The sequence below is a fragment of the Proteus sp. ZN5 genome (genome assembly GCF_011046025.1).
In the GTDB taxonomy this organism is placed as follows: Bacteria; Pseudomonadota; Gammaproteobacteria; order Enterobacterales; family Enterobacteriaceae; genus Proteus.
The window spans coordinates 115,697-137,804 of the sequence record NZ_CP047639.1 but is presented as its reverse complement, the minus strand read 5'-3'; the positions used below and the strand labels follow the sequence as shown (position 1 = coordinate 137,804).

The following is a 22,108-nucleotide window of genomic DNA, read 5'->3' as shown; positions in this document are numbered from 1 at the left end:
TCATGTATACTCTTTAGATATCATTGATTTTAGATTTGAATTAACAATGACAATCAGGGCGATACCCTATTGTCAGGGAGAGATAAAATGGCAAGAGATTTTAGCCGTAGTCAGCGTGTTTCTCAGGAAATGCAAAAAGAAATCGCCATCATTTTACAACGTGAAGTCAAAGATCCTCGTATTGGAATGGCAACGGTATCTGGCGTTGAGATTTCTCGTGATTTGGCTTATGCCAAAGTATTTGTCACCTTTTTAAACTTATCTGGTGGTGAAAAAAGCGAAGAAGAGATGGTTGCAGAAGGTTTAACTGCACTTAATGAAGCCGCTGGTTTTATTCGTTCTTTATTAGGCAAAGCGATGCGCTTACGTATTGTGCCTGAACTGACATTTGCTTATGACAACTCATTAGTTGAAGGTATGCGTATGTCTAACTTAGTTTCTAACGTCGTTAAAAGCGATGAAGAGCGTCGTCATAAAGAGGACAAATAATGGGGCGTCGTCGTAAGGGGCGTGAGATTAACGGCGTATTGCTACTCGATAAACCCCAAGATATTTCCTCTAACGATGCACTCCAAAAAGTCCGCCGTATGTTTAATGCCAGCAAAGCAGGGCATACAGGGGCATTGGATCCTCTAGCAACAGGTATGCTCCCTATTTGTTTAGGTGAAGCAACGAAATTTTCACAGTTTCTATTGGATTCAGATAAGCGTTATCGTGTTATTGCACGTTTAGGGCAACGAACAGATACCTCAGATGCACATGGCGAGGTTATTCAAGAGCGCTCAGTACAATTTACACAGCAAGCTTTAGATGATGCCTTGGATAGCTTTCGCGGTGAAACATTGCAAGTCCCTTCAATGTACTCCGCTTTAAAACATCAAGGTAAACCACTTTACGAATATGCCCGACAAGGTATTGAAGTAGAGCGTGAAGCAAGGCCTATCACTGTTTATGAACTCCAGTTTATTCGCTGGGAAGGTGATGAGTTAGAGCTGGAAATTCACTGTTCTAAAGGCACTTACATTCGAACAATTATTGATGATCTTGGTGAGAAATTACAATGTGGTGCTCACGTTATTTTCTTACGTCGATTAGAAGTCGCAGATTATCCTAAAGAGCGAATGGTAACGTTAGAGCAATTAAGAGCGATGATAGAAAATGCACAAACAGCACAAGAAGATCCATTCTTGGCACTTGATGCACTGTTATTGCCTATGGATACTGCTGTTGCACATTTTCCGGTTGTGAATTTAACCACGATTATTGCGGGTTATCTCAAGCTGGGGCAGCCTGTTCGGGTTAATCATGACATCAATGAAGGCGAATGGGTGAGAGTAACTGAAGGCGATGAAAAAAAATTCATTGGCCTTGCTATCATTAAAGATGGCCTAGTTGCTCCGAAAAGAGTCGTTGTAGACTATAGCGTACAAGATAACACTTAATAGCAATCTTGCGCTAAAAGTGTTTGAAGCGTAGAATAATGCGGCTATCTGTTTAGGTGGCTGAGTTGGATAGCTGAATTAGAGATTGGCTATCTGAAAATTTTACTTAATTTGGAGTTTATTATGTCTCTAAGTACTGAAGCGAAAGCACAAATCGTTGCTGAATTTGGTCGTGACGCTAACGATACTGGCTCAAGTGAAGTTCAGATTGCACTGCTGACTGCAGAAATCAACCACCTGCAAGGTCACTTTTCAGAGCACAAAAAAGATCACCACAGCCGTCGTGGTCTGCTGCGTAAAGTTTCCAGCCGTCGTAATCTGCTGGACTACCTGAAGCGTAAAGATGTTGCTCGTTACTCTGCACTGATTGAACGCTTAGGTCTGCGTCGCTAATCAAGCGAGTTTCATTGGAAAGGGGCCTGTTGGCCCCTTTTCTACTAGAAAGTGCTATTTTTAATATTAGTCGTTATGTTTTAATGTGGTGATTGTTATTTAGTCTCTCTAGTTACGACAATTCGCGCGGCTAATGAAAGTATTTATCGCTAAATGGTTAATATTTTCATTAGTCGCGAGGGGACGTAGCGGAGAAAAGATCATTCATCGTCGCTAAACATCTGGCGACAATAAGATAAAGGATATTATTTTGCTGAATCCTACAGTTCGTAAATTTCAATACGGTCAACATACTGTTTCATTAGAAACTGGCATGATGGCTCGTCAAGCAACAGCTGCTGTTATGGTTGACATGGACGGCACCGCTGTTTTTGTTACTGTTGTTGCAAAGAAAAAAGTTAAAGCTGGACAAGATTTCTTCCCATTAACTGTTAACTACCAAGAGCGTTCATACGCTGCTGGTCGTATCCCAGGTAGCTTTTTCCGTCGTGAAGGTCGTCCTGGTGAAGGCGAAACGTTAATTGCGCGTTTAATTGACCGCCCTTTACGTCCATTATTCCCAGAAGGTTTCTTAAACGAAATTCAAATCGTTGCTACTGTTGTTTCAGTTAACCCACAAGTTAACCCAGATATCGTTGCAATGATTGGTGCTTCCGCGGTATTAGCGCTGTCAGGTGTTCCATTCAATGGCCCTATCGGTGGTGCTCGTGTTGGTTTTATCGATGGACAATATGTTCTAAACCCAACAGTTGATGAGCTGAAAGTTAGTAAATTAGATTTAGTAGTTGCAGGTACTGCGGGCGCGGTACTGATGGTAGAATCAGAAGCTGATTTATTATCAGAAGAAGAAATGTTAGGTGCAGTCGTATTTGGTCATGATCAACAACAAGTTGTGATCGAAAATATCAATGCATTAGTTGCAGAAGTTGGTAAAGAGAAATGGGATTGGGCGCCAGAAGCTATCAACCAAACTTTACATGACCGTATTGCACAATTAGCACAAGCTCGTATTGGTGATGCTTACCGTATCACTGAAAAACAAGAGCGTTATGAACAAATTGAAGCTATCCGTGATGAAGTTATCGCAACATTAGTCGCTGAAGATGAAACTTTAGATGAAGCTGAAATCAGCGAAATCTTCTCAGGTCTTGAGAAAAACATCGTTCGTGCTCGCGTATTAGCTGGCGAACCACGTATCGATGGCCGTGAAAAAGACATGGTACGTGCTTTAGATATTCGCACTGGTTTATTACCACGTACTCACGGTTCAGCACTGTTTACTCGTGGTGAAACTCAGGCACTGGTTACTGCAACATTAGGTACTGCACGTGATGCTCAAACTATTGATGACATCATGGGTGAGCATACTGATACTTTCTTACTGCACTATAACTTCCCTCCATACTCTGTTGGTGAAACAGGCATGATGGGTTCACCAAAACGTCGCGAAATCGGTCATGGCCGTTTAGCAAAACGTGGTGTGTTAGCAGTAATGCCAACAATTGAAGAATTCCCATATACCGTTCGTGTGGTTTCTGAAATCACTGAATCAAATGGTTCATCTTCAATGGCGTCTGTTTGTGGTGCTTCTTTAGCACTGATGGATGCAGGTGTACCAATTAAAGAATCTGTTGCAGGTATTGCAATGGGTCTAGTGAAAGAAGGCGACAACTTTGTTGTTCTTTCCGATATTCTAGGTGATGAAGACCATTTAGGCGATATGGACTTTAAAGTTGCGGGTAGCCGTAACGGCGTCAGCGCATTACAAATGGATATCAAAATCGAAGGTATCACTCGCGAAATCATGCAAGTTGCATTAAACCAAGCGAAAAGTGCACGTCTGCACATTTTAGGTGTAATGGAAGATGCAATTAGCCAACCTCGTGCTGATATTTCTGAATTTGCACCGCGCATTCATACTATCAAAATTAATCCAGACAAGATCAAAGACGTTATCGGTAAAGGCGGCTCTGTTATCCGTGCATTAACGGAAGAAACTGGCACTACTATCGAAATCGAAGATGATGGTACAGTGAAAATTGCTGCAACAAGTGGCGACCAAGCAAAACAAGCTATCGCTCGTATCGAAGAAATCACTGCTGAAGTTGAAGTGGGTCGTATCTACAACGGTAAAGTAACTCGTATCGTAGATTTCGGTGCATTCGTTGCTATCGGTGGTGGCAAAGAAGGTCTGGTTCATATTTCTCAAATCGCAGACAAACGCGTTGAGAAAGTGAGTGACTACTTGGAAATGGGTCAAGAAGTTCCAGTTAAAGTACTGGAAATTGACCGTCAAGGCCGTATTCGCTTAAGCATGAAAGAAGCTCAAGCTAATCAGCAGGAAGCAACAGAAACTTCTTCTGAAGATTCTGCTAATTAATGATATTCTACTACCGATATCTAGACATAGGTATCGGTAGAGACTTATTATGATTGACAAGTAGGACGTCTAGAACGCTTTTTGTTGAAAGGTCTGACTTTGGGAGTGAGAAATGAAAACATTTCTGCGCAGTTGTTCTATTGCTGTTTTCATCTTTATTTCCGGATGCAGCACTAGTCCAGAATGGCGTCAGAATGCGATTTTTGCCACACCATTGCAGCCTTCTTTACAACAAGAAGTGATATTGGCTCGTATAGAACAAATCCTAGCGAGCCGCTCATTAACCGAAGATGAATACGCACAGCTTTTATATGAGCGTGGTGTGCTGTATGATAGTCTCGGTTTACGAGCTTTAGCGCGTAATGATTTTTCAATGGCGCTATCAATACGACCAGATATGCTAGAAATTTTTAATTTTCTAGGTATCTATTTTACGCAGGCAGCGAATTACGATGCTGCTTATGAAGCGTTTGATTCTGTTTTAGAGCTTGATCCAACTTACAATAATGCGCGTTTTAATCGTGGTATCGCTTCTTACTACGGTGGCCGATTGAAATTGGCGCAGGATGATCTGCAGGCGTTTTATCAGGTCGATCCAAATGATCCCATTCGTTCGCTTTGGTTATATCTTGTAGAAAAAGAGATAAACACTGATTTGGCTAAACAGCAGCTAAAACAGCGATACCAGCAGGCGGATAAAACGGGGCAATGGGGATGGAATATAGTTGAGTTTTATTTAGGCAACATTAATGAGAAAACATTAATGTTGAAATTAAATGAGGCTTCAACCGATAACACTTCGCTCGCTGAGCATCTTAGTGAAACTAACTTCTATTTAGGTAAGTATTACCTAAGTCTGGGGGACATGGATAGCGCAGAAGCGTTATTCAAGCTGACGGTTGCCAACAACGCACATAACTTTGTTGAGCACCGCTACGCATTGTTGGAATTAGCACTGTTAGGCCAACAAGAAGACCTAGCGGAATCGGACCAGCAATAGCTGACGAACATTTCTCTGATCAGTTTGAAAGCCATCATCTACATAGGATGAGGGCTTGTTTGTTCGTTTAATAATATAATTTGAGCCAGTTCACATTTTAGATGATAAAGACCGACAAACCATGCGGTATGTTATGTCAACTGGCTGCCATAATGAATGAGGCACAGTGACATGACTACTGAAACCGATATGACTTTTGCTGATCTAGGTTTATCAGCACCTATTTTGACTGCACTGAATGACTTAGGCTACGAGAAGCCTTCTCCAATTCAGCAACAATGTATTCCTTTCCTTTTAAACGGTAATGATGTTTTAGGTATGGCACAGACTGGTAGTGGTAAAACTGCCGCATTTAGCCTGCCATTATTACACAATCTTGATGAATCATTAAAAGCACCACAAATTTTAGTTTTAGCACCGACTCGTGAACTTGCGGTTCAGGTTGCTGAAGCAATTGAAGATTTCTCTAAGCATTTACCAAAAGTAAATGTTGTTGCACTGTATGGTGGTCAGCGTTACGACGTTCAATTACGTGCGTTACGTCAAGGACCACAAGTTGTTGTGGGTACACCGGGTCGTTTATTAGACCATTTAAACCGTGGCACATTAGATTTATCTAAACTGAAAGGCTTAGTATTAGATGAAGCTGATGAAATGTTGCGTATGGGCTTTATTGAAGATGTTGAAAACATTTTAAGTAAGATCCCAGCAGAACACCAAACTGCACTGTTCTCTGCAACAATGCCAGAAGCTATTCGTCGTATTACTCGTCGTTTCATGAATGATCCGAAAGAAGTACGCATTCAAAGTAGCGTAACAACACGTCCAGACATTAGCCAAAGCTATTGGATGACATTCGGCGCACGTAAAAACGAAGCATTAATTCGTTTCTTAGAAGCTGAAGATTTTGATGCAGCGATTATTTTCGTTCGTACTAAAAACGCAACATTAGAAGTTGCTGAAGCTTTAGAGCGTAATGGTTATAACAGCGCAGCGTTAAATGGTGATATGAACCAATCACTGCGTGAGCAAACATTAGAGCGTCTGAAAAATGGTCGTTTAGACATTTTAATCGCGACTGACGTGGCAGCTCGTGGCCTTGACGTTGACCGTATTAGCCTTGTTGTGAACTATGATATCCCAATGGATTCAGAATCTTATGTTCACCGTATTGGTCGTACTGGTCGTGCGGGTCGTGCTGGCCGTGCAATTTTATTCGTTGATAACCGTGAGCGTCGTTTACTGCGCAATATCGAACGTACAATGAAGATGACTATTCCTGAAGTAGAACTGCCAAACGCAGAACTTATCAGCCAACGTCGTCAGGAAAAATTTGCACAGCAAATCGCGCAACAATTAGAAACTAGCAACCTTGACCAGTATCGTGCTCTGTTACCTAAATTAGCTCCACAAGGTGAAGAAGCGCTGGATATGGAAACACTAGCAGCGGTATTACTGAAAATGGCTCAAGGTGAGCGTGCGCTTATCCTGCCACCAGATCCAGTTCGTCGTCCTCGTCGTGAATTTAACGATCGTGACGATCGTCGTGGTGATGATCGTCGTCGCGGTGATAACGATCGCGAGCGTTCTCCTCGCCGTGAACGTCGTGATGCAGGCGAAATGGATTTATACCGTATCGAAGTGGGTCGTGATGATGGTGTTGAAGTTCGTCATATCGTTGGTGCGATTGCTAACGAAGGTGATATCAGCAGCCGCTACATTGGTAATATCAAACTGTATGGTTCTCACTCAACCATCGAATTACCAAAAGGTATGCCAACAGACTTATTAAGTCATTTCACACGTACGCGTATTATGAACAAACCACTGAATATGCAATTAGTGGGTGATGCTCAATCTCAGCCTTTCCGTGAGCGTCGTAATAACAGCCGTCGTGATGGTCAGCCACAAGGTGGTCGTCGTTTTAACAATGGTGATCAACCACAACGTCGTGGTAATAATGACCGCGGTGGTGAGCGTAGTAACGATCGTGGTAACTTCCGTAGCCGTAACAACGAAGGTACTCCTCGCCGTCGTAGCAGCTCTCATAACCAATAAGAGCTTGCATTCACTCAATGTTAAATTGAGTTGATGATAAAAACTTGAAACCAGTCAACGAAAGTTGGCTGGTTTTTTATGTTTATTTTAATGATATAAAATCTGTCATGACCCATTTCTATTAATAATAGGAAATTTCATGCAAGCCAATCAATTAGCATTACGCTGTATTCAGCAAGATACTGATACGCAACGTACAGACTTTAATTTTTATATTGATGGTAAAGCACTGGATGAGTGGTTGGGATTTGATAAACAAACGGATTTACGTTTTTCAGATTTTGACTTAGACCTTTTTTCTGTTGATAAAGCTCGTTTCCCTAATTACGATCGTCATAAAATTATTCGTAGTAAAATAGAGCAATATTTAGGAAATAAACCTGTTTATACTCAGTTAGATAATAATAGATTGGTGTTGTATCGCTGTCATTGTGGTTGTGATTATTGCTCTGTGATCTCTTGTGATTTAGAAATTACAGAAGATCAGGTGAAGTGGCTCAATATTGCTTATGAAGATGGATTAGATAAAGAAGATGCACTAGAGCTTGATGAACATGGTATTACACCTATTGAACAGCTTATTTTTAAACGAGAACAATATCAGCATGTTTTTAATGAGTATTTAGAACAATATTTATAAATATCTAAATACTCATTTATTTTATTATTAACTTAAACCAATTGCCTCTTTTAACGGTTTAAGATAACGGCGGCTAACAGGAATTTGGCTGTTATTATGTAATATCAGTTCAGCTTGCCCATTATCGCCAAAAATAATTTCATTAACATAATCCATATTTACTAAATATTGACGATGGCAACGTACTAATTGTGTTCGTGTTTCTAAAGTCCGTAATGTCAATTCTGTAAAGCCTTCTTGGCCTTGGTTATTCGTCACATAGACACCGCTGAGCCTTGATGTTGCAAATACAGCCTCATCAATTGGCATTAACCAAATACGGCTATGCCCTGTACATGGAATACACTTTAAACGCTCTTCAGGTGGTGTTAAGAGATCGATATTTTGCTTATTGCCTTGGCGTAGACGATTTAATGTTTTGGTTAAACGTTCTTGCTCTAATGGCTTGAGTAAATAATCAAAAGCGTGCTCTTCAAAAGCCTGAATAGCGTACTCTTCAAATGCAGTTAAAAAGACAATATAAGGGCGATGTTCAGGATCAAGCATTGTGACCATTTCAAGGCCAGTAATGCGAGGCATTTGAATATCAAGAAAGACAACATCAGGCTTTTTGCGATGTATTTCTCCTATTGCTTCAATCGCATTACTACATTCACCAACAATATGAATATCCTTTTCAACTTCAAGTAAACAACGTAAGTTTTCACGAGCCAGTGGCTCATCATCAACGATTAATATATTCATTGTTATGTAACGTTATCCATGCTTTTTTCTAGAGGTAAGCAAATTTTCACCTTTGTATATTCATCGGCTTGGCATTCAACTAAAACACCATAAAGCTCGCCATAGCGTAATTTTAATCGTTTATCCACTAGTCTCATGCCTAAACCTAATTGATGCGATGGGCATTGAGGACGGTAAAGTCCGGCATTATCACAAATTTCTATAATGATTAAATGATGTTCTTGATGTGCTCTAATTGTAATCTTTCCTGTGTCTAATAACTGTGACGTTCCATGTTTAATTGCATTCTCGACCATCGGTTGAAGAGAAAAAGCCGGTAAGCGTGCATTAGCTAAGTTTTCAGGAATTTGAATATCAATTTGCAAACGTTCCTGAAAACGCGCTTTCTCGATTTGCAGATAGGCGTTTACATGTTCGATTTCGTCACTTAATGTCACCACTGCTTCTGGTCTTTTTAAATTTTTACGAAAGAAAGCAGAGAGAAATTGCACGAGTTGCTTTGCTTGCTCGCTATCACGGCGAATAACTGCTTGTAATGTATTTAGTGCATTAAAAAGAAAGTGAGGATTAACTTGCGCGTGTAGGAGTTTAATCTCTGATTCTAAAAGTGATTGCTTATTTCGCTCATATTGCCCAGCTAGAATTTGTGCAGATAATAGACTTGCGATGCCTTCACCTAAGGTACGATTAATAGAACTAAATAGGCGATTTTTAGCCTCATAAAGTTTTATTGTTCCAATGACTTGATTATTTTCACCTCTTAATGGAATAACTAAGGTCGAACCTAGTTTGCAATGAGGGGAAAGCGTACAGCGATAGGGGGTTTCATTACCATCAGCATAAACAACTTCATTATTATTAATGGCTTGTTTAGATTGATTCGATGAAATAGGTGTGCCCGGTAAATGGTGATCAGCGCCAATGCCAATAAAAGCGAGTAGCTTTTCTCTATCTGTAATGGCAACTGCACTGACTCTTAATTCCTGATAAATCACTTTTGCTACACGGGTACTATTATCTTGGTTAAATCCTTTACGTAAAATACCTTCAGTACAGACAGCGATTTTTAATGCTTGTGCTGAGAATGCACTGGTATATTTTTCAAATATAGCGCGTCTATCTTGTAATATTCGAATAAACATCGCAGCACCAACGGTATTTGCTACGATCATAGGAGCGGCAATATCTTTAACTAATGCAAGTGCTTCATTAAACGGACGTGCCAATAATAAGATGATGCTCATCTGTATTATTTCAGCAAAGAAGGTAACCGAAGCTGCGGTCCACGGGTTAAATATTCGATGCATCTGCCCATGTTTTACGTAATAACGGTGAACTAATCCACCAATTAATCCCTCGGCAATGGTCGATACCATACAGCTAAAAGCAGTCATGCCACCGAGTGAATAGCGGTGTAAGCCTCCCGTAAAGCCAACGAGAAAGCCGACGTAAGGGCCTCCTAGTAATCCGCCTAAGACAGAGCCAATAGCACGCGTATTAGCAATAGAATCATTAATATGTAGCCCAAAATAGGTGCCCATAATGCAGAAAATAGAGAAAATGACATAGCACATCAACTTATGTGGTAGTTTTATCGTGACCTGTAAAAGTGGCGTAAATAGCGGTGTTTTGCTTAAAAACCAAGCAATAATTAGATAAACGCACATTTGCTGTAATAACAGCAAAATAAGATCAAATTCATACATAAGTATTGAGTACCGTTATCTTTTCTATCTGATAAATATAAAAAGTTCAGATAAAACGGGGATATTAATTAGACGATAAAGTTTGATATAAGAATAACTTAATCGCACTATCAAAGAAAATATTCCTTTGCATCAGTGATCTGGCGCACAAAATTCTTAAAGAAAATCTGAGTTATTGTGTAATATAACTCTGTCAGTGAGTGTTCTACTTCACTATTAAGGTCTAATCGTTATATGAAAAAAAGAGCCATTTATCTTATTTTATTAATGCTAATACTAATTGCATTAGCCATACTTTTCCGCGCGCATAATCAATATTTATTATTGCAAGGAGAAGTCGACGCTCCAGAAGTCATTGTTGCCTCTAAAGCCAAAGGTCGTGTTATTGAGCGTCATATAGAGCGAGGTGATGATGTCAAAAAAGGGCAATTAATGATCACATTAGAAAGCCCTGAACTCAATGCCCAAGTTGCTGCACTTGAGGCCGCCAAAGCACAAGCACAAGCTCAATTAGATTTGTCATTACATGGCACAAGAGAAGAGAGCATTCGGAATTTAGAAGCTGTTTTATCTCAAGCTAAAGTAGAAGCTGCAAATGCGGCAAGAGATTATCAGCGTATTAGCGCTGTGGCTAACCAAGGTTATGTCTCAGCAACCGAACTGGATAATGCGCGCCGTAGTCGTGATGTTGCATCACAACGTGTCAGAGGCGCTCAAGCAGAATTGGATGAAGCCAAAAATGGCGATCGCATTGAATTACGTAATAAATACACCGCAGCAGTGCAACAGGCTGAACAACAACTTATTGAGTTGAAGATCCAACAAAACGACTTACAAGTTAAAGCACCAGTAGATGGCGAAGTCGGTCCTATTCCTGCGGAAATAGGTGAACTTTTTAATGCCAATAGTCCACTTGCTACCCTTATTCGTATTCCTGATGCTTATTTTGTTTATAACCTTCGTGAAGACATCTTAGCGGATATTCGCAAAGGTGATCGTATTACTATCACGGTTCCTGCATTAGGTAATAAAGAGGTAGAAGCTGAAATTCGCTATATCGCTCCAATGGGTGACTACGCAACAAAAAGAGCGACAAGAGCAACGGGTGATTTCGATTTAAAAACGTTTGAGATCCGACTGTATCCTGTGACGCCAATTGAAGGGCTTCGCCCCGGTATGAGTGCATTATGGCGTTGGGATAAATAAGGACAAACAATGAGAGTAAAGGCAGCTTGGCGTGGCTTTAGTAGCGCATTTTCACGAGAAACACATATGGCAGTTCGTAGCCCAGTTTTTCACTGGCTAAGCTGGCTATTTCCATTGATGTTGTTCACGTTAATTAGTGCTAACTTTTCTGAAGGTACACTGCTGAATTTACCAGTTTCGGTGATCAATAACGATAATAGTCCGTTATCAAGAACACTGATCAGAGACTTAAATGCAGGCTCTCATGCGCAATTAAATACGCTAGATGGCAATCCTCGAACAGCAATGGAACGGCTTGGTAGCGCAAAAGATTATGCGATACTCACCATTCCTCGACACTTTGAAAGCAAGGTATTAGCAGGAAAGCAACCTACTACACGTATGTATTACAACGGGTTGTATTATGCAGCAGGGAGTTATGCAATACAGGATTTTAGTGGATTAATTGCAGAGCTTAATGCGCAATATCGTACTGTTTTAGCTCAAGAGATGAATAAACCTGTTCCTCCATTGGCAAAAGTGACTCTCTCATATGACAGCTTATTTAATGCCAGTGGCAGTTATATTTATTATCAGCAATTTGCAGCTACTATTCATATGCTCCAACTATTTGTCGTGACCTGTACGATTTATTCGTTATCACGCGGTAATATGCTACTGAATATTAAGCCTTTCACATTTGCCCTTATTGGTAAACTCAGCCCTTACACCTTGTTTTTCTTAACCTTGTTAATTGTTGAATTGGCGGCATTAGTGCATTTTTCGGGGGCGAAGGTGAATGGTAATCCGCTATATATGGTGTTGGTGGGGTTCTTCTATATTATTGCGGCTCAAAGTGTAGGGTTATTGCTCTTTGCGTTTACCAATAGTGCGATAACAGCATACAGTATGATAGGTATGTTGGTGAGTATTGCATTGGCATTCTCAGGTATGGCTGTACCTGAACTTTCAATGATCTTACCTGCACAGATTATTTCTAATTTAGAGCCATTAACTCACGCCTTAAATGCCATGTTTGATATCTTCTTAAGAGAAGTATCACTACAAGGTATTTTATATGTTTGTTCGCTCTTGCTGATTTATCCTTTTGCTATCGCCTTCTTAGTTCGCAAACGTATTTTTAAACGATTGGAATTACAGGTAGGTGTTGCATGATGCAGATGTATTTCCAAACTTTTAAGCGCGTTCTATTGGGTATGTTAGAAAAACCGATGTGGATGCTACTTATTGTTTCCCTATGTATTATGAGTTTGGTGTATGCCAAACCAGTTTTATGGGATTTACCTGTGGCAGTGATTAATCAAGATCATAGCCCCGCAAGTTATTCACTTATTCGGGCATTAAATTCCACACCTAAATTAAGCATTAAAAATTACGATAATTTAGATGAAGCTCGTCACGATATGATTATGCGTGAGCTTTTTGCCATCATTATTGTTCCAACTGATTTCGAGAAGAAATTATTGAATGGTAAAGATGTCACTGTTCCAGTCTTTGGTGATGCTACAAACCGCCTCGCTAGCGGGCAAATTCAACAAGAATTGATGTTGGCATATCAACAGTTATTAGATTCTTACAATGGGCGCATTTTACAAAATGCGGGCTTTAGTGTTGAACAATCGAAAATTCTATTAAAGCCTATTCAGGGTGAAACCATAGCGATGTATAACCCAGGGGTAAGTTTTGCTGCAATTATTTTCCCAGGTTTATTAGTCATGTTATTACAACACTCGCTTTTAATTGCTTGTGTCCGTGTCAGTATTGCAGTGAGAAGTACGCCAAAAGGAAAGCCACCATTAGCGGTTTATTTAGGGGCTTTATCTGCACTTATTCCTATTTGGTTATTTTTATCTGCTGTATTCTTTGCATTATGGCCTTGGGTATTAGGTTATCGCCAAGAAGCTCCCCTTTACCAAGTATGGATGCTTACTTTCCCATTCCTATTGGCTGTATTAGGTCTTGGCAAGCTCATTACAGAGTGCTTACGCAGTGTCGAAATGATTTACCTGACACTGGCGTTTGTCACAACACCGGTATTCTATATTTCCGGCACAATTTGGCCATTACAAGCGATGCCTGACTGGGTATTTGCAATCTCATCCGCATTACCTTCTACATGGGCAGTAAACGCTATGGCTGGTATTAATCAAATGGGATTATCATTCCAAAGCATATTGGGTGATATTGTGATGATGCTGGTTCTAGGCGTGATTTACACTGTGTTAGGTGTGCTGGTGGGTATGTTACGTAATGGTGAGTTGAGACATATTACGCACCAATTTAAACATTGGTTACATCATCGCGGTTCTAAATAGATTATAGCTCGAAAAATATTCAAGATTAATTTAAATGAGAGACCTGTTAATGCTAATTATGGTTTGCTTAGAACTCGATATACAATTTACTTTGAAAGAATAAATCCACTCTATCATAGATTAAATAGAGTGGATAAAAGACTTATTCAACCAACTCTAATCCTGCTAGCTTGCGCCAATAGCCATTACAGTCATGGTGATGAATTGTTGTCAGTGGTTGTTGACCTTGTTCATTTTGGCGAAATTGTTGCAAGGTATCAAAAATAGCATCAGATTCAGGAGATAAACGGATAATATCCACTAAACCTGTCATTGATGTTTGATCGTTACCCAAGTTATAACAATAGCCACTTTGTGTTTGAATACCATTAAGAACAAATACTTGCTGATTTTCTTGTGAGAGTACTTCACGGCCTTGAGGATATTTTTGACAGCAGGTTTCACAGTCATCTTTAGAGCGATTTTCAGAACGAGCAGTAAAACAGCGCGCTGAATAAGCTAAAGGAAGATGCCCATAAGCCAGTACTTCAACCTCAAACTTATCTCTAATACCTAATGTTTCACATTGGGTTAGGAGGTTGCTTAACCATTCGCGAGAAAGCTCAACAGGCATACACCATCGCATCATTCCTTGTTTATGCAACAAACGTAACGCATAAGCGTTGTAGCAATTAAGCCCGTGACCTGCCACAAAAGGGAGATGACGCTCGTAAAGCATATTGATCACACCAAAATCATGCGCTTCAACTAAAAACTCACCGTTATCAACTAACTTAGCAATTTCTTTTAATTCAGAAGGTGCTTGTAATAACGCTAAGGTAGAAAGAACCACTTGCTTACCACTTTTAGCCACTTCTTTGGCGAGGTTGATCCAATCTTGAGGCTTGGTTTCTCGGCGTTTACTACAAACTGTTTCACCTAGATAAATAATATCAGCATCACTATGTTTTGCTTTTTCATAGAACGCTTCAAGTGCTTCTTTTTGCCAATAATAAAGTACAGAGCCTAATGCATATTTCATTTTCTTATCCTTATTATTGCCATTTACGGTGGTAAGCACCCAATGTCGTTTGTGTCCCTTCTGAAATTTTTCCTAATGCGTTCATCCAACGAGGATTAGTACTAAAGCCTTGAGGATCTTTTTTGCATTGATCGATAGCTGCACGCCAAACCCTTGCAACTTCAGTAACATAAGCAGGACTACGTTGACGACCTTCAATTTTGACGGATGCGATATTCATCGCCATTAACTCTGGTAATAGTGACAGAGTATTGAGGCTCGTAGGCTCTTCTAGTGCGTGATAACAGTGGTCATCAACAAAATAGCGTCCTTTGCATAAGGTTGGATAACCTGCATTCTCATTGGGTGAATAGCGATCGATAAGTACGTCATTAAGGCGAGACTCCATTCCTTGTGGTGTCTGTTGCCAACGTACAAAACGAGCAGGAGAGCAAGCACCTACGGTATTAGGGGATTCACCAGTTAAATAAGAAGAAAGATAGCATCGACCTTCAGCCATAATACATAAGCTACCAAAGGCAAAAACTTCTAAAGGTACTGGACTAGTTTGTGCTAACTGTTTTACTTGATGAATAGATAGAACACGAGGAAGAACAATACGAGCCACATCAAAGTTACGTTGATAAAATTCAATAGCTTGTGTATTGGTTGCAGAAGCTTGTACTGAAACATGGCGCTCAATATGAGGATAACGCTCCGCAGCATACTCTAACATGGCGATATCCGCCAAAATAAGAGCATCAGCACCTAAAGATGCTGCCATATCAACTGCTTTTTGCCAGCGTTCAAATCCATCAGGGTGAGCAAAGGTGTTTATTGCAATATGCAATTTTCGCTGGTGGCGGTGAACATAATTAACCGCTTCTTGTAACTTCTTTTCTGTGAAATTTAAACCCGCAAAATGTCTTGCATTAGTATCATCTTTTAAACCGATATAAACGGCATCCGCACCATTATCTATGGCCGCTTTTAAGGCAGGTAAATTACCCGCTGGGCACAGCAATTCCATCTTCACTTCCCTTTAGAAATTAAGAATGATCAGAAATTGTAATGAGCAAGATAAAAAAAGGTTTTGATTTAGGGCAGAGAACTCTGTTTTTTGCTTAAGTAAAATCAAAGAACTCAAAATGTGAACAACGGATTAACCGAATATTGATATAGGATCGCAGAATATCTGTCTATATCTGGCACAATAGCCCGTAATTTTATTTATAGGAGTCCGAACGTGTTTAACAAAATTCGTACCCATTTGGTTAAAGAAGGGCCTCGTTTTTTACGTTACCCTTTACAAGTTACCCCATTTGCTCTGCAACGCGATATCTTAGAACAGTTTTTAAGTTGGCAGTTTCGTGAGTCGTTAGCTGAAGGTGATTTACACTTTTTAGAAGATAAGTGGCTAAAAGTTGAGATAAGAGACTTACATTTACAGTGGTTTATCAGTGTTCGTGATGATAAATTAGTGGTTAGTCGCTTAGAAAAAGAAGATGTCAGCTTTAGCGGAAATGCTAATGATCTTATTTTAATTGCTGCTCGTAAAGAAGATCCTGACACCTTATTTTTCCAACGCCGTCTACAAATTGAGGGTGATACAGAACTCGGGTTATATGTTAAGAACCTGATGGATGCAATTGAATTAGACTCAATGCCATCTGTGTTGCGTTTTGGTTTATTACAACTGGCTGAGTTTGTAAAAAGTGGGCTTCAAGAAGAAAAAGAAGACACTCTGCACAGCCATGAACTGAGCTCAACTTCATGCTAATACGTGTTGAAATTCCCGTTGATATTCCTGCAATTGATAACCTTTTACGCCAAGCATTTCCGACAGGTGCCGAAGCTGATTTAGTCGGACATTTACGTGAAGAAGGTTTGTTAACATTAGGCATGGTGGCAATTAGCGATGAAGGCCAATTGATTGGCTATATCGGTTTTACACCTGTTGATATTGATGGAAAAGATTGCCAGTGGGTGGGGCTTGCTCCACTTGCTGTTGCACCTGATTTCCAAAACCAAGGTATTGGACGTCAACTGATTAATGAAGGGCTAGATAGCCTAAATGAATTTGGTTACGGTGCCGTTGTGGTGTTGGGGGAGCCTGAGTATTATCAAAAATCAGGTTTTATTCCAGCTAAGTCACAAGGTTTACATTGCAAATGGCCTGATACAGAAGAGGCTTTTCAGCTTTATGCGTTAGAAAATGGCAATGTTGATGACATCCATGGTTTAGTCAACTATTCACCATTGTTTGACCAATTTAGCTAAATTTATTTATTCCGTATTAAATACAGTGCAATGTCTGAAGGCTGGTCAATGATCAGCTTTTCTTTTTGCGTCTTTTTCAACTGTTTTAACTGGTATTCAAGTTGAGAAGCACGCTGTCTGTTGCCTACCTGACAATGAAATTCTAATAATAAAGGGCCTTTACCTTTCAGTGCCTTAGCGCCCGTCCCATTCTGATGTTGTTGAAAACGTCTCTCAACATTTGTCGTGATCCCTGTATAAAGAGAACCGAGACGATTTCTAACAATATAGAGTGACCACATTGTTTCCGTCATCATTTTTTCCTTTTCGTGCTACTTTCTCTTTTGATAAATAATACTTCTTAATTTTTTAAGTGAGTAATTTATCGTTTTATCAAAATGAAATCTATTAGATATATCAATATGTTGTGAAATATTTGTGACGGTAAGTTCTATGATTTAAAAAATAATATTCAATTTTTTTGAATATGAACAGCAATTATTGCTAATTTTAAAGTTAAACTAAAGCGCATAATATGATCCACATCACAGAGAGACACTCCGCGATACCTAACAAAATTAGAATTTACTTGGAGTTTATTATGAAAAAATCTACATTAATCGCTGCTACATTAGCTTTAAGTGCTATTTCATTCGGTTCAATCGCATCTGATAGCGTATCAAAAAGTCCTTCAGTGAATGGTGAGTATATTACAATCACAGGTAGCGACACTTTAGATGGTTTAACAACTAAGATTGCCCAAATTGCAAAAGATGAAGGTGCAAAAGGCTTTAAAGTTGTAGGCGCTACAGGTGATGATTACCTCACTGTAAATGCTGAAATTTATCGTTAATTTTAACTATTCCCGATAAATAACCTGTAATAAGAGACACGCGGCAAGACGCTCGTTTTGGTGATATAATTATCAACTAAACAGCGTCTCTTTTTGTATCTATACAGGTATATTATGTCTTCTTCAGACTCACTCAAAATAATTAAACAATATATAAGTGGCAACCATGTGTTCACCTTATGTACAACACGTTCATTGAATGATATTTGGTGTGCTAATTGTTTTTATTGGTTTGATGAAAATCAGATGAGGCTTATTTTTCTTTCTGAAAATAAAACACGTCATGCTCAAATGATGCAGGAAAACTTATTAGTTGCAGGAACTATCAGTACTCAGGAAATTGCGGTATCAGATTTACAAGGTGTTCAATTCACAGGGTCTGTTTCTTTACTGACTGGTAAGGACGACATCAACGCAAGAAAACATTATTGTTTACGCTTTCCTGTCGCATTAGTCGCCATCCATGTGCCTTTATGGGAACTACAATTGCAAGAAATTAAGATGGTGAATAACCCATTAGGTTTCGGTACTAAGCTCTATTGGCAACGTGATTAAATTTATTTATTCTTAACTTTTCACTATTCCCAAAAATAATGATTTTTTTGCTCCCATCCTTTTAAAGACATACAAGAGGTATAGAAGATTTTTCTGTCTTCTTGGTTAATGTCTTCAACATAGCTTTCTGTCATTGGTACACGTTCAGTGTAGGTTTTTTTATCACCGCAGTGGTCTTTATCATCTTTGCGGCAAGTCTTTTGTACATCACGATAAACAGTACGTTGTAGCACTTCTTTGCGAATAGGGTAACGAGTATTGGCATCAAATTCACAAAGCATTTTAGCTTCTTGTAATGTGTAATCTGATGAGCCTTTTGGCTCCCAAGTACTGCTACAACCAGAAAGTAAGATTATTGAAAATAAAGAAAAAAGTGCTAATTTCATATCGAATATCATCATAAAAAGAATAGTTAAGAGTGTTAATAATAAAACAAAACTAATCACTTTGACTATCTTTTTTGAAAATGATTCGCATTTGATAACGGAGGTGATTAAATGAGAATGATGAAAGGAAAAGTCTATTACTAAATTTACCCCAATAACTGGATAACCAATTACTGGGGGGATTAATTCGAAATATTCAGAAGGTAATTGTTAGTTAGCATATTGATCTTTTAGTTTAGAGAAATTATCAATAATCCATTTTTTAACTTTATCTCTTCCTTGTATAGATGACGGAAGATGTTCATTAATCATCCATTCAATCACTTTCTTTGAATGTAAAGATAATTCTTTATTATCAGTATTTCTAAATGAATTTATTAAATGTAAAACTTCATATCCTTCATGTCGACTAAATCTAGTTGCATCATCTTTAGTTTTTGAAGGATCATCTCCTGGAACCGCGTTCCAAGAATATCTATAAGCTAAATCAGATTTTTTCATGTTATTACCTCTATATACGTTTTATGGGTTAACTAAAATTAGAGTTTTACTTTAATCTATGAATAACCTGATTACTGCTACCACGCCACAGTAATGCGGGATCATAAAGTTCTTGTTCGAACTTCCCATCAATCAGCACGTTAATGTAACTAACGACTTCTTGCTGCTCTGGGGTCAAGTCTGCCAGCAAATAGCCTGTCCAAACCCAAATGTCTTTTTCAGGACATTCGGCTTTGACTCGTTTTACTAAGTGCAAAATTGTAGATAGATTTTGCGGATGTAAAGGATCACCCCCTGAAAGTGATAATCCTTGTCGTTTAATTCGACTATCTTGAAGATCGGCAATAATCTGATCTTCCATCTCTTGTGTAAATGGCTTGCCTGACGTTAATGACCATGTTGATTTGTTATAACAGCCTCGACATTGGTGTATGCACCCTGCAACAAACAGGGTGCAACGAGTACCGGGGCCATTGACAACATCAACAGGGTAATATTGATGGTAATTCACACTCTTAACCTAACTGACCATTTGCCAGATGTTTTACACGACGCTTAACTTCTTCTTGTTTACCCGCATTAAATGGACGTGAATCTGGGCTACCTAAATATCCACATACACGGCGAATAACGGAAACTCTCGCTGGATTGTGATTACCACAACGTGGGCAAGTAAAGCCTTTGCTAGTACAAGAGAATTCACCGGTATAACCACAGTCATAACATTCATCAATAGGTGTGTTTGTGCCGTAGTAAGGAACACGGGTATAGCTATAATCCCACACATCCTCTAACGCTTTAAGGTTATGCTGTAAGTTTGGATATTCGCCGTAACAAATGAAACCGCCATTGGCTAATGGAGGATAAGGCGCTTCAAAATCCAGTTTGTCGTATGGATTTACTTTTTTCTCAACATCTAAGTGGAAGCTATTGGTGTAATAACCTTTATCCGTTACACCCGGTAAAATACCGAATTCAGCTGCATCTAAGCGACAGAAACGATCACATAAGTTTTCACTTGGTGTGCTGTAAAGGCTAAAACCATAGCCAGTTTCTGCTTTCCACTGATCTGTTGCTTCACGCAGACGATTAATAATTGCGACAGCTTTTTCCCTTAAGGTCTCATCATCAAAAACGTGTTTTTGGGTACCAAACAGTGCATTAATGGTTTCATGAACACCGATATAACCTAATGAGATTGATGCTCTGCCATGTTTAAAGATTTCAGCTACATTATCATCTGCTTTTAAGCGAACACCACAAGCACCTTCCATATAAAGGATTGGGGCAACACGCGCCTTGACGTTTTCTAAACGAGCAATACGAGTCATCAGTGCTTTTTTCGCTAACTCAAGACGATCATCAAGTAGCGACCAGAATGTCGCTTCATCACCTTGAGCTTCAATAGCAATACGTGGCAAGTTCAGGCTGATAACACCGAGGTTATTACGACCTTCATGGATCATCTCACCATTTTCCTCATAAACACCTAAGAAGCTACGACAACCCATTGGCGTTTTAAATGAACCTGTTACTTTAACGACTTGATCGTAATTTAAGATATCGGGATACATGCGTTTACTTGCACATTCAAGTGCAAGTTGTTTGATATCGTAGTTAGGGTCACCAAATTTATGGTTTAAACCATCTTTAATGGCAAAAACGAGTTTAGGGAAAACAGCTGTTTTACGGTTTTTGCCTAAACCAGCCATACGATTTTCAAGAATAGATCGTTGAATTAAACGCGCTTCTTTTGACGTACCAAGGCCAAAACCAAAAGTGACAAATGGTGTTTGCCCATTAGCTGTATGCAGTGTATTAACTTCATACTCTAAAGATTGGAATGCGTCATAACACTCTTTTTCAGTGCGCGCATTTGCATAGGCTTCTTTATCAGCAATTTGCCACTCTTGCGCTACTTTATAGTGTTTGTCATAACTTGATTTTACAAACGGCGCTAATACTTCATCGATACGATTTATCGTTGTACCGCCATAAATATGGCTTGCCACTTGTGCGATAATTTGTGCAGTTACTGCTGTTGCTGTTGAAATAGATTTAGGGGGTTCTATTTCCGCATTTCCCATTTTAAAGCCATTGTTTAACATGCCTTTAAGGTCAATTAGCATGCAGTTAAACATAGGGAAAAACGGTGAATAATCGAGATCATGATAATGAATTTCACCACGCTCATGAGCGAGTACCACATCTCTTGGCAGGATATACAATTTTGCGTAATGTTTAGCCACAATACCCGCAAGTAAATCACGCTGGGTAGGGATAACCTTACTGTCTTTATTCGCATTTTCATGAAGAATAGAGACATCACTTTGTTCGATAAGACCTCGAATTTCCTGAGTTAGTCTTCCACGTTGCTCACGAGCAACATCTCGGTCATGACGGTATTCAATATAGGCTCTGGCGACATCTTTATGTTCACCAGCCATCAGCTGATTTTCTACGGCGTCTTGGATCTCACGGATATCGACATTCGAACGTCCTGCGAGAGATTGTGAAACAGATTCAGCGACGGATACGCAATAATCATCATCAGTGATCTCACAAGCTACGGCGGCTCTTTTGATAGCATCACTGATGCGGGTTTGGTCAAAAGAGACTTTACATCCGTCTCGTTTTATCACTATGGTTTTCACAATCTTGCTCCTTAAC

The 22,108-nt window shown here is 39.4% G+C and carries 23 protein-coding genes; 14 read left to right on the top strand and 9 right to left on the bottom strand.

Features of this window, described 5'->3' with window-relative positions; genetic code table 11:
• Positions 1–87 precede the first annotated feature (87 nt).
• The 7 genes from rbfA (at position 88) to GTK47_RS20435 (ending at position 7,913) form a co-directional block, all read left to right on the top strand.
• A complete protein-coding gene (rbfA, locus tag GTK47_RS00650; RefSeq protein WP_006535687.1) occupies positions 88–489 on the top strand; it encodes a 30S ribosome-binding factor RbfA in 402 nt (133 codons plus the stop codon).
• Positions 489–1,442 (top strand): tRNA pseudouridine(55) synthase TruB, encoded by a 954-nt coding sequence (gene truB / locus GTK47_RS00645; protein ID WP_165121826.1) that lies wholly within the window; start codon positions 489–491, stop codon positions 1,440–1,442. Before rbfA ends, truB begins: the two co-directional genes overlap by 1 nt.
• Positions 1,443–1,565: 123 nt before the next feature.
• Positions 1,566–1,835 carry a 30S ribosomal protein S15 gene (gene rpsO / locus GTK47_RS00640; RefSeq protein ID WP_023583571.1) on the top strand — a complete coding sequence of 90 codons (270 nt, stop codon included), beginning with the start codon at positions 1,566–1,568 and terminating at the stop codon, positions 1,833–1,835.
• Positions 1,836–2,085: 250 nt separating this feature from the next.
• Entirely contained in the window at positions 2,086–4,215 is a 2,130-nt protein-coding gene (pnp, locus tag GTK47_RS00635) for a polyribonucleotide nucleotidyltransferase (protein ID WP_098941351.1), read from the top strand.
• A 112-nt stretch (positions 4,216–4,327) separates the two neighbouring features.
• Positions 4,328–5,215, top strand: coding sequence for a lipoprotein NlpI (nlpI, locus tag GTK47_RS00630; protein ID WP_165121825.1), 888 nt, complete (start codon positions 4,328–4,330; stop codon positions 5,213–5,215).
• A gap of 171 nt (positions 5,216–5,386) precedes the next feature.
• Complete coding sequence (locus GTK47_RS00625) at positions 5,387–7,273, top strand: DEAD/DEAH family ATP-dependent RNA helicase (RefSeq protein WP_165121824.1); 1,887 nt, start codon at positions 5,387–5,389, stop codon at positions 7,271–7,273.
• Positions 7,274–7,412: 139 nt separating this feature from the next.
• The gene (locus GTK47_RS20435; protein ID WP_241256054.1) at positions 7,413–7,913 is read left to right on the top strand and encodes a hypothetical protein; all 501 of its coding nucleotides are present in this window, start codon (positions 7,413–7,415) and stop codon (positions 7,911–7,913) included.
• 27 nt (positions 7,914–7,940) lie between these two features.
• Here the strand turns inward: GTK47_RS20435 and btsR are convergent, their stop codons facing one another.
• Both btsR and GTK47_RS00610 read right to left on the bottom strand, forming a co-directional pair.
• The gene (gene btsR / locus GTK47_RS00615) at positions 7,941–8,657 is read right to left on the bottom strand and encodes a two-component system response regulator BtsR (RefSeq protein WP_023583566.1); all 717 of its coding nucleotides are present in this window, start codon (positions 8,655–8,657) and stop codon (positions 7,941–7,943) included.
• Between the two features lie 2 nt (positions 8,658–8,659).
• Positions 8,660–10,363 (bottom strand): sensor histidine kinase, encoded by a 1,704-nt coding sequence (locus GTK47_RS00610; protein WP_165121823.1) that lies wholly within the window; start codon positions 10,361–10,363, stop codon positions 8,660–8,662.
• Between the two features lie 234 nt (positions 10,364–10,597).
• On the opposite strand from GTK47_RS00610, the gene GTK47_RS00605 reads away from it, so the two are divergent.
• From GTK47_RS00605 to GTK47_RS00595, 3 genes are read left to right on the top strand one after another with little or no spacing between them, the layout of a single operon-like run.
• Complete coding sequence (locus GTK47_RS00605; RefSeq protein ID WP_165121822.1) at positions 10,598–11,569, top strand: efflux RND transporter periplasmic adaptor subunit; 972 nt, start codon at positions 10,598–10,600, stop codon at positions 11,567–11,569.
• Positions 11,570–11,578: 9 nt separating this feature from the next.
• Positions 11,579–12,724 (top strand): ABC transporter permease, encoded by a 1,146-nt coding sequence (locus GTK47_RS00600; RefSeq protein WP_075673614.1) that lies wholly within the window; start codon positions 11,579–11,581, stop codon positions 12,722–12,724.
• Positions 12,724–13,884: an ABC transporter permease gene (locus GTK47_RS00595; protein WP_165126415.1), complete on the top strand. Its 1,161-nt coding sequence runs from the start codon at positions 12,724–12,726 to the stop codon at positions 13,882–13,884. The genes GTK47_RS00600 and GTK47_RS00595 overlap by 1 nt, the downstream gene beginning before the upstream one ends.
• A gap of 142 nt (positions 13,885–14,026) precedes the next feature.
• Here the strand turns inward: GTK47_RS00595 and GTK47_RS00590 are convergent, their stop codons facing one another.
• Positions 14,027–14,905, bottom strand: a complete 879-nt coding sequence (locus tag GTK47_RS00590) for a U32 family peptidase (RefSeq protein WP_165121821.1) — start codon at positions 14,903–14,905, stop codon at positions 14,027–14,029.
• 13 nt (positions 14,906–14,918) lie between these two features.
• The gene (locus GTK47_RS00585; protein ID WP_075673611.1) at positions 14,919–15,914 is read right to left on the bottom strand and encodes a peptidase U32 family protein; all 996 of its coding nucleotides are present in this window, start codon (positions 15,912–15,914) and stop codon (positions 14,919–14,921) included.
• A 216-nt stretch (positions 15,915–16,130) separates the two neighbouring features.
• Here GTK47_RS00585 and GTK47_RS00580 point away from each other — a divergent pair, with 216 nt between their 5' ends.
• Complete coding sequence (locus GTK47_RS00580) at positions 16,131–16,664, top strand: SCP2 domain-containing protein (protein WP_006535669.1); 534 nt, start codon at positions 16,131–16,133, stop codon at positions 16,662–16,664.
• Positions 16,658–17,164, top strand: coding sequence for an N-acetyltransferase (locus GTK47_RS00575; RefSeq protein ID WP_165121820.1), 507 nt, complete (start codon positions 16,658–16,660; stop codon positions 17,162–17,164). The genes GTK47_RS00580 and GTK47_RS00575 overlap by 7 nt, the downstream gene beginning before the upstream one ends.
• Positions 17,165–17,166: 2 nt before the next feature.
• On the opposite strand, the gene GTK47_RS00570 is transcribed toward GTK47_RS00575, so the two are convergent.
• Positions 17,167–17,457 carry a GIY-YIG nuclease family protein gene (locus tag GTK47_RS00570; protein ID WP_165126412.1) on the bottom strand — a complete coding sequence of 97 codons (291 nt, stop codon included), beginning with the start codon at positions 17,455–17,457 and terminating at the stop codon, positions 17,167–17,169.
• 287 nt (positions 17,458–17,744) lie between these two features.
• On the opposite strand from GTK47_RS00570, the gene GTK47_RS00565 reads away from it, so the two are divergent.
• Entirely contained in the window at positions 17,745–17,996 is a 252-nt protein-coding gene (locus tag GTK47_RS00565; protein WP_075673608.1) for a YdgH/BhsA/McbA-like domain containing protein, read from the top strand.
• A 114-nt stretch (positions 17,997–18,110) separates the two neighbouring features.
• Positions 18,111–18,551, top strand: a complete 441-nt coding sequence (locus GTK47_RS00560) for a YhbP family protein (protein ID WP_165121819.1) — start codon at positions 18,111–18,113, stop codon at positions 18,549–18,551.
• 23 nt (positions 18,552–18,574) lie between these two features.
• Here the strand turns inward: GTK47_RS00560 and GTK47_RS00555 are convergent, their stop codons facing one another.
• The 4 genes from GTK47_RS00555 to nrdD form a co-directional block, all read right to left on the bottom strand.
• Positions 18,575–18,937, bottom strand: coding sequence for a hypothetical protein (locus GTK47_RS00555; RefSeq protein ID WP_165121818.1), 363 nt, complete (start codon positions 18,935–18,937; stop codon positions 18,575–18,577).
• A 210-nt stretch (positions 18,938–19,147) separates the two neighbouring features.
• Positions 19,148–19,438, bottom strand: a complete 291-nt coding sequence (locus GTK47_RS00550) for a hypothetical protein (protein ID WP_165121817.1) — start codon at positions 19,436–19,438, stop codon at positions 19,148–19,150.
• Positions 19,439–19,484: 46 nt separating this feature from the next.
• Complete coding sequence (nrdG, locus tag GTK47_RS00545; protein ID WP_165121816.1) at positions 19,485–19,949, bottom strand: anaerobic ribonucleoside-triphosphate reductase-activating protein; 465 nt, start codon at positions 19,947–19,949, stop codon at positions 19,485–19,487.
• Between the two features lie 4 nt (positions 19,950–19,953).
• Positions 19,954–22,092: an anaerobic ribonucleoside-triphosphate reductase gene (gene nrdD, locus GTK47_RS00540; RefSeq protein WP_165121815.1), complete on the bottom strand. Its 2,139-nt coding sequence runs from the start codon at positions 22,090–22,092 to the stop codon at positions 19,954–19,956.
• Positions 22,093–22,108 lie beyond the last annotated feature (16 nt).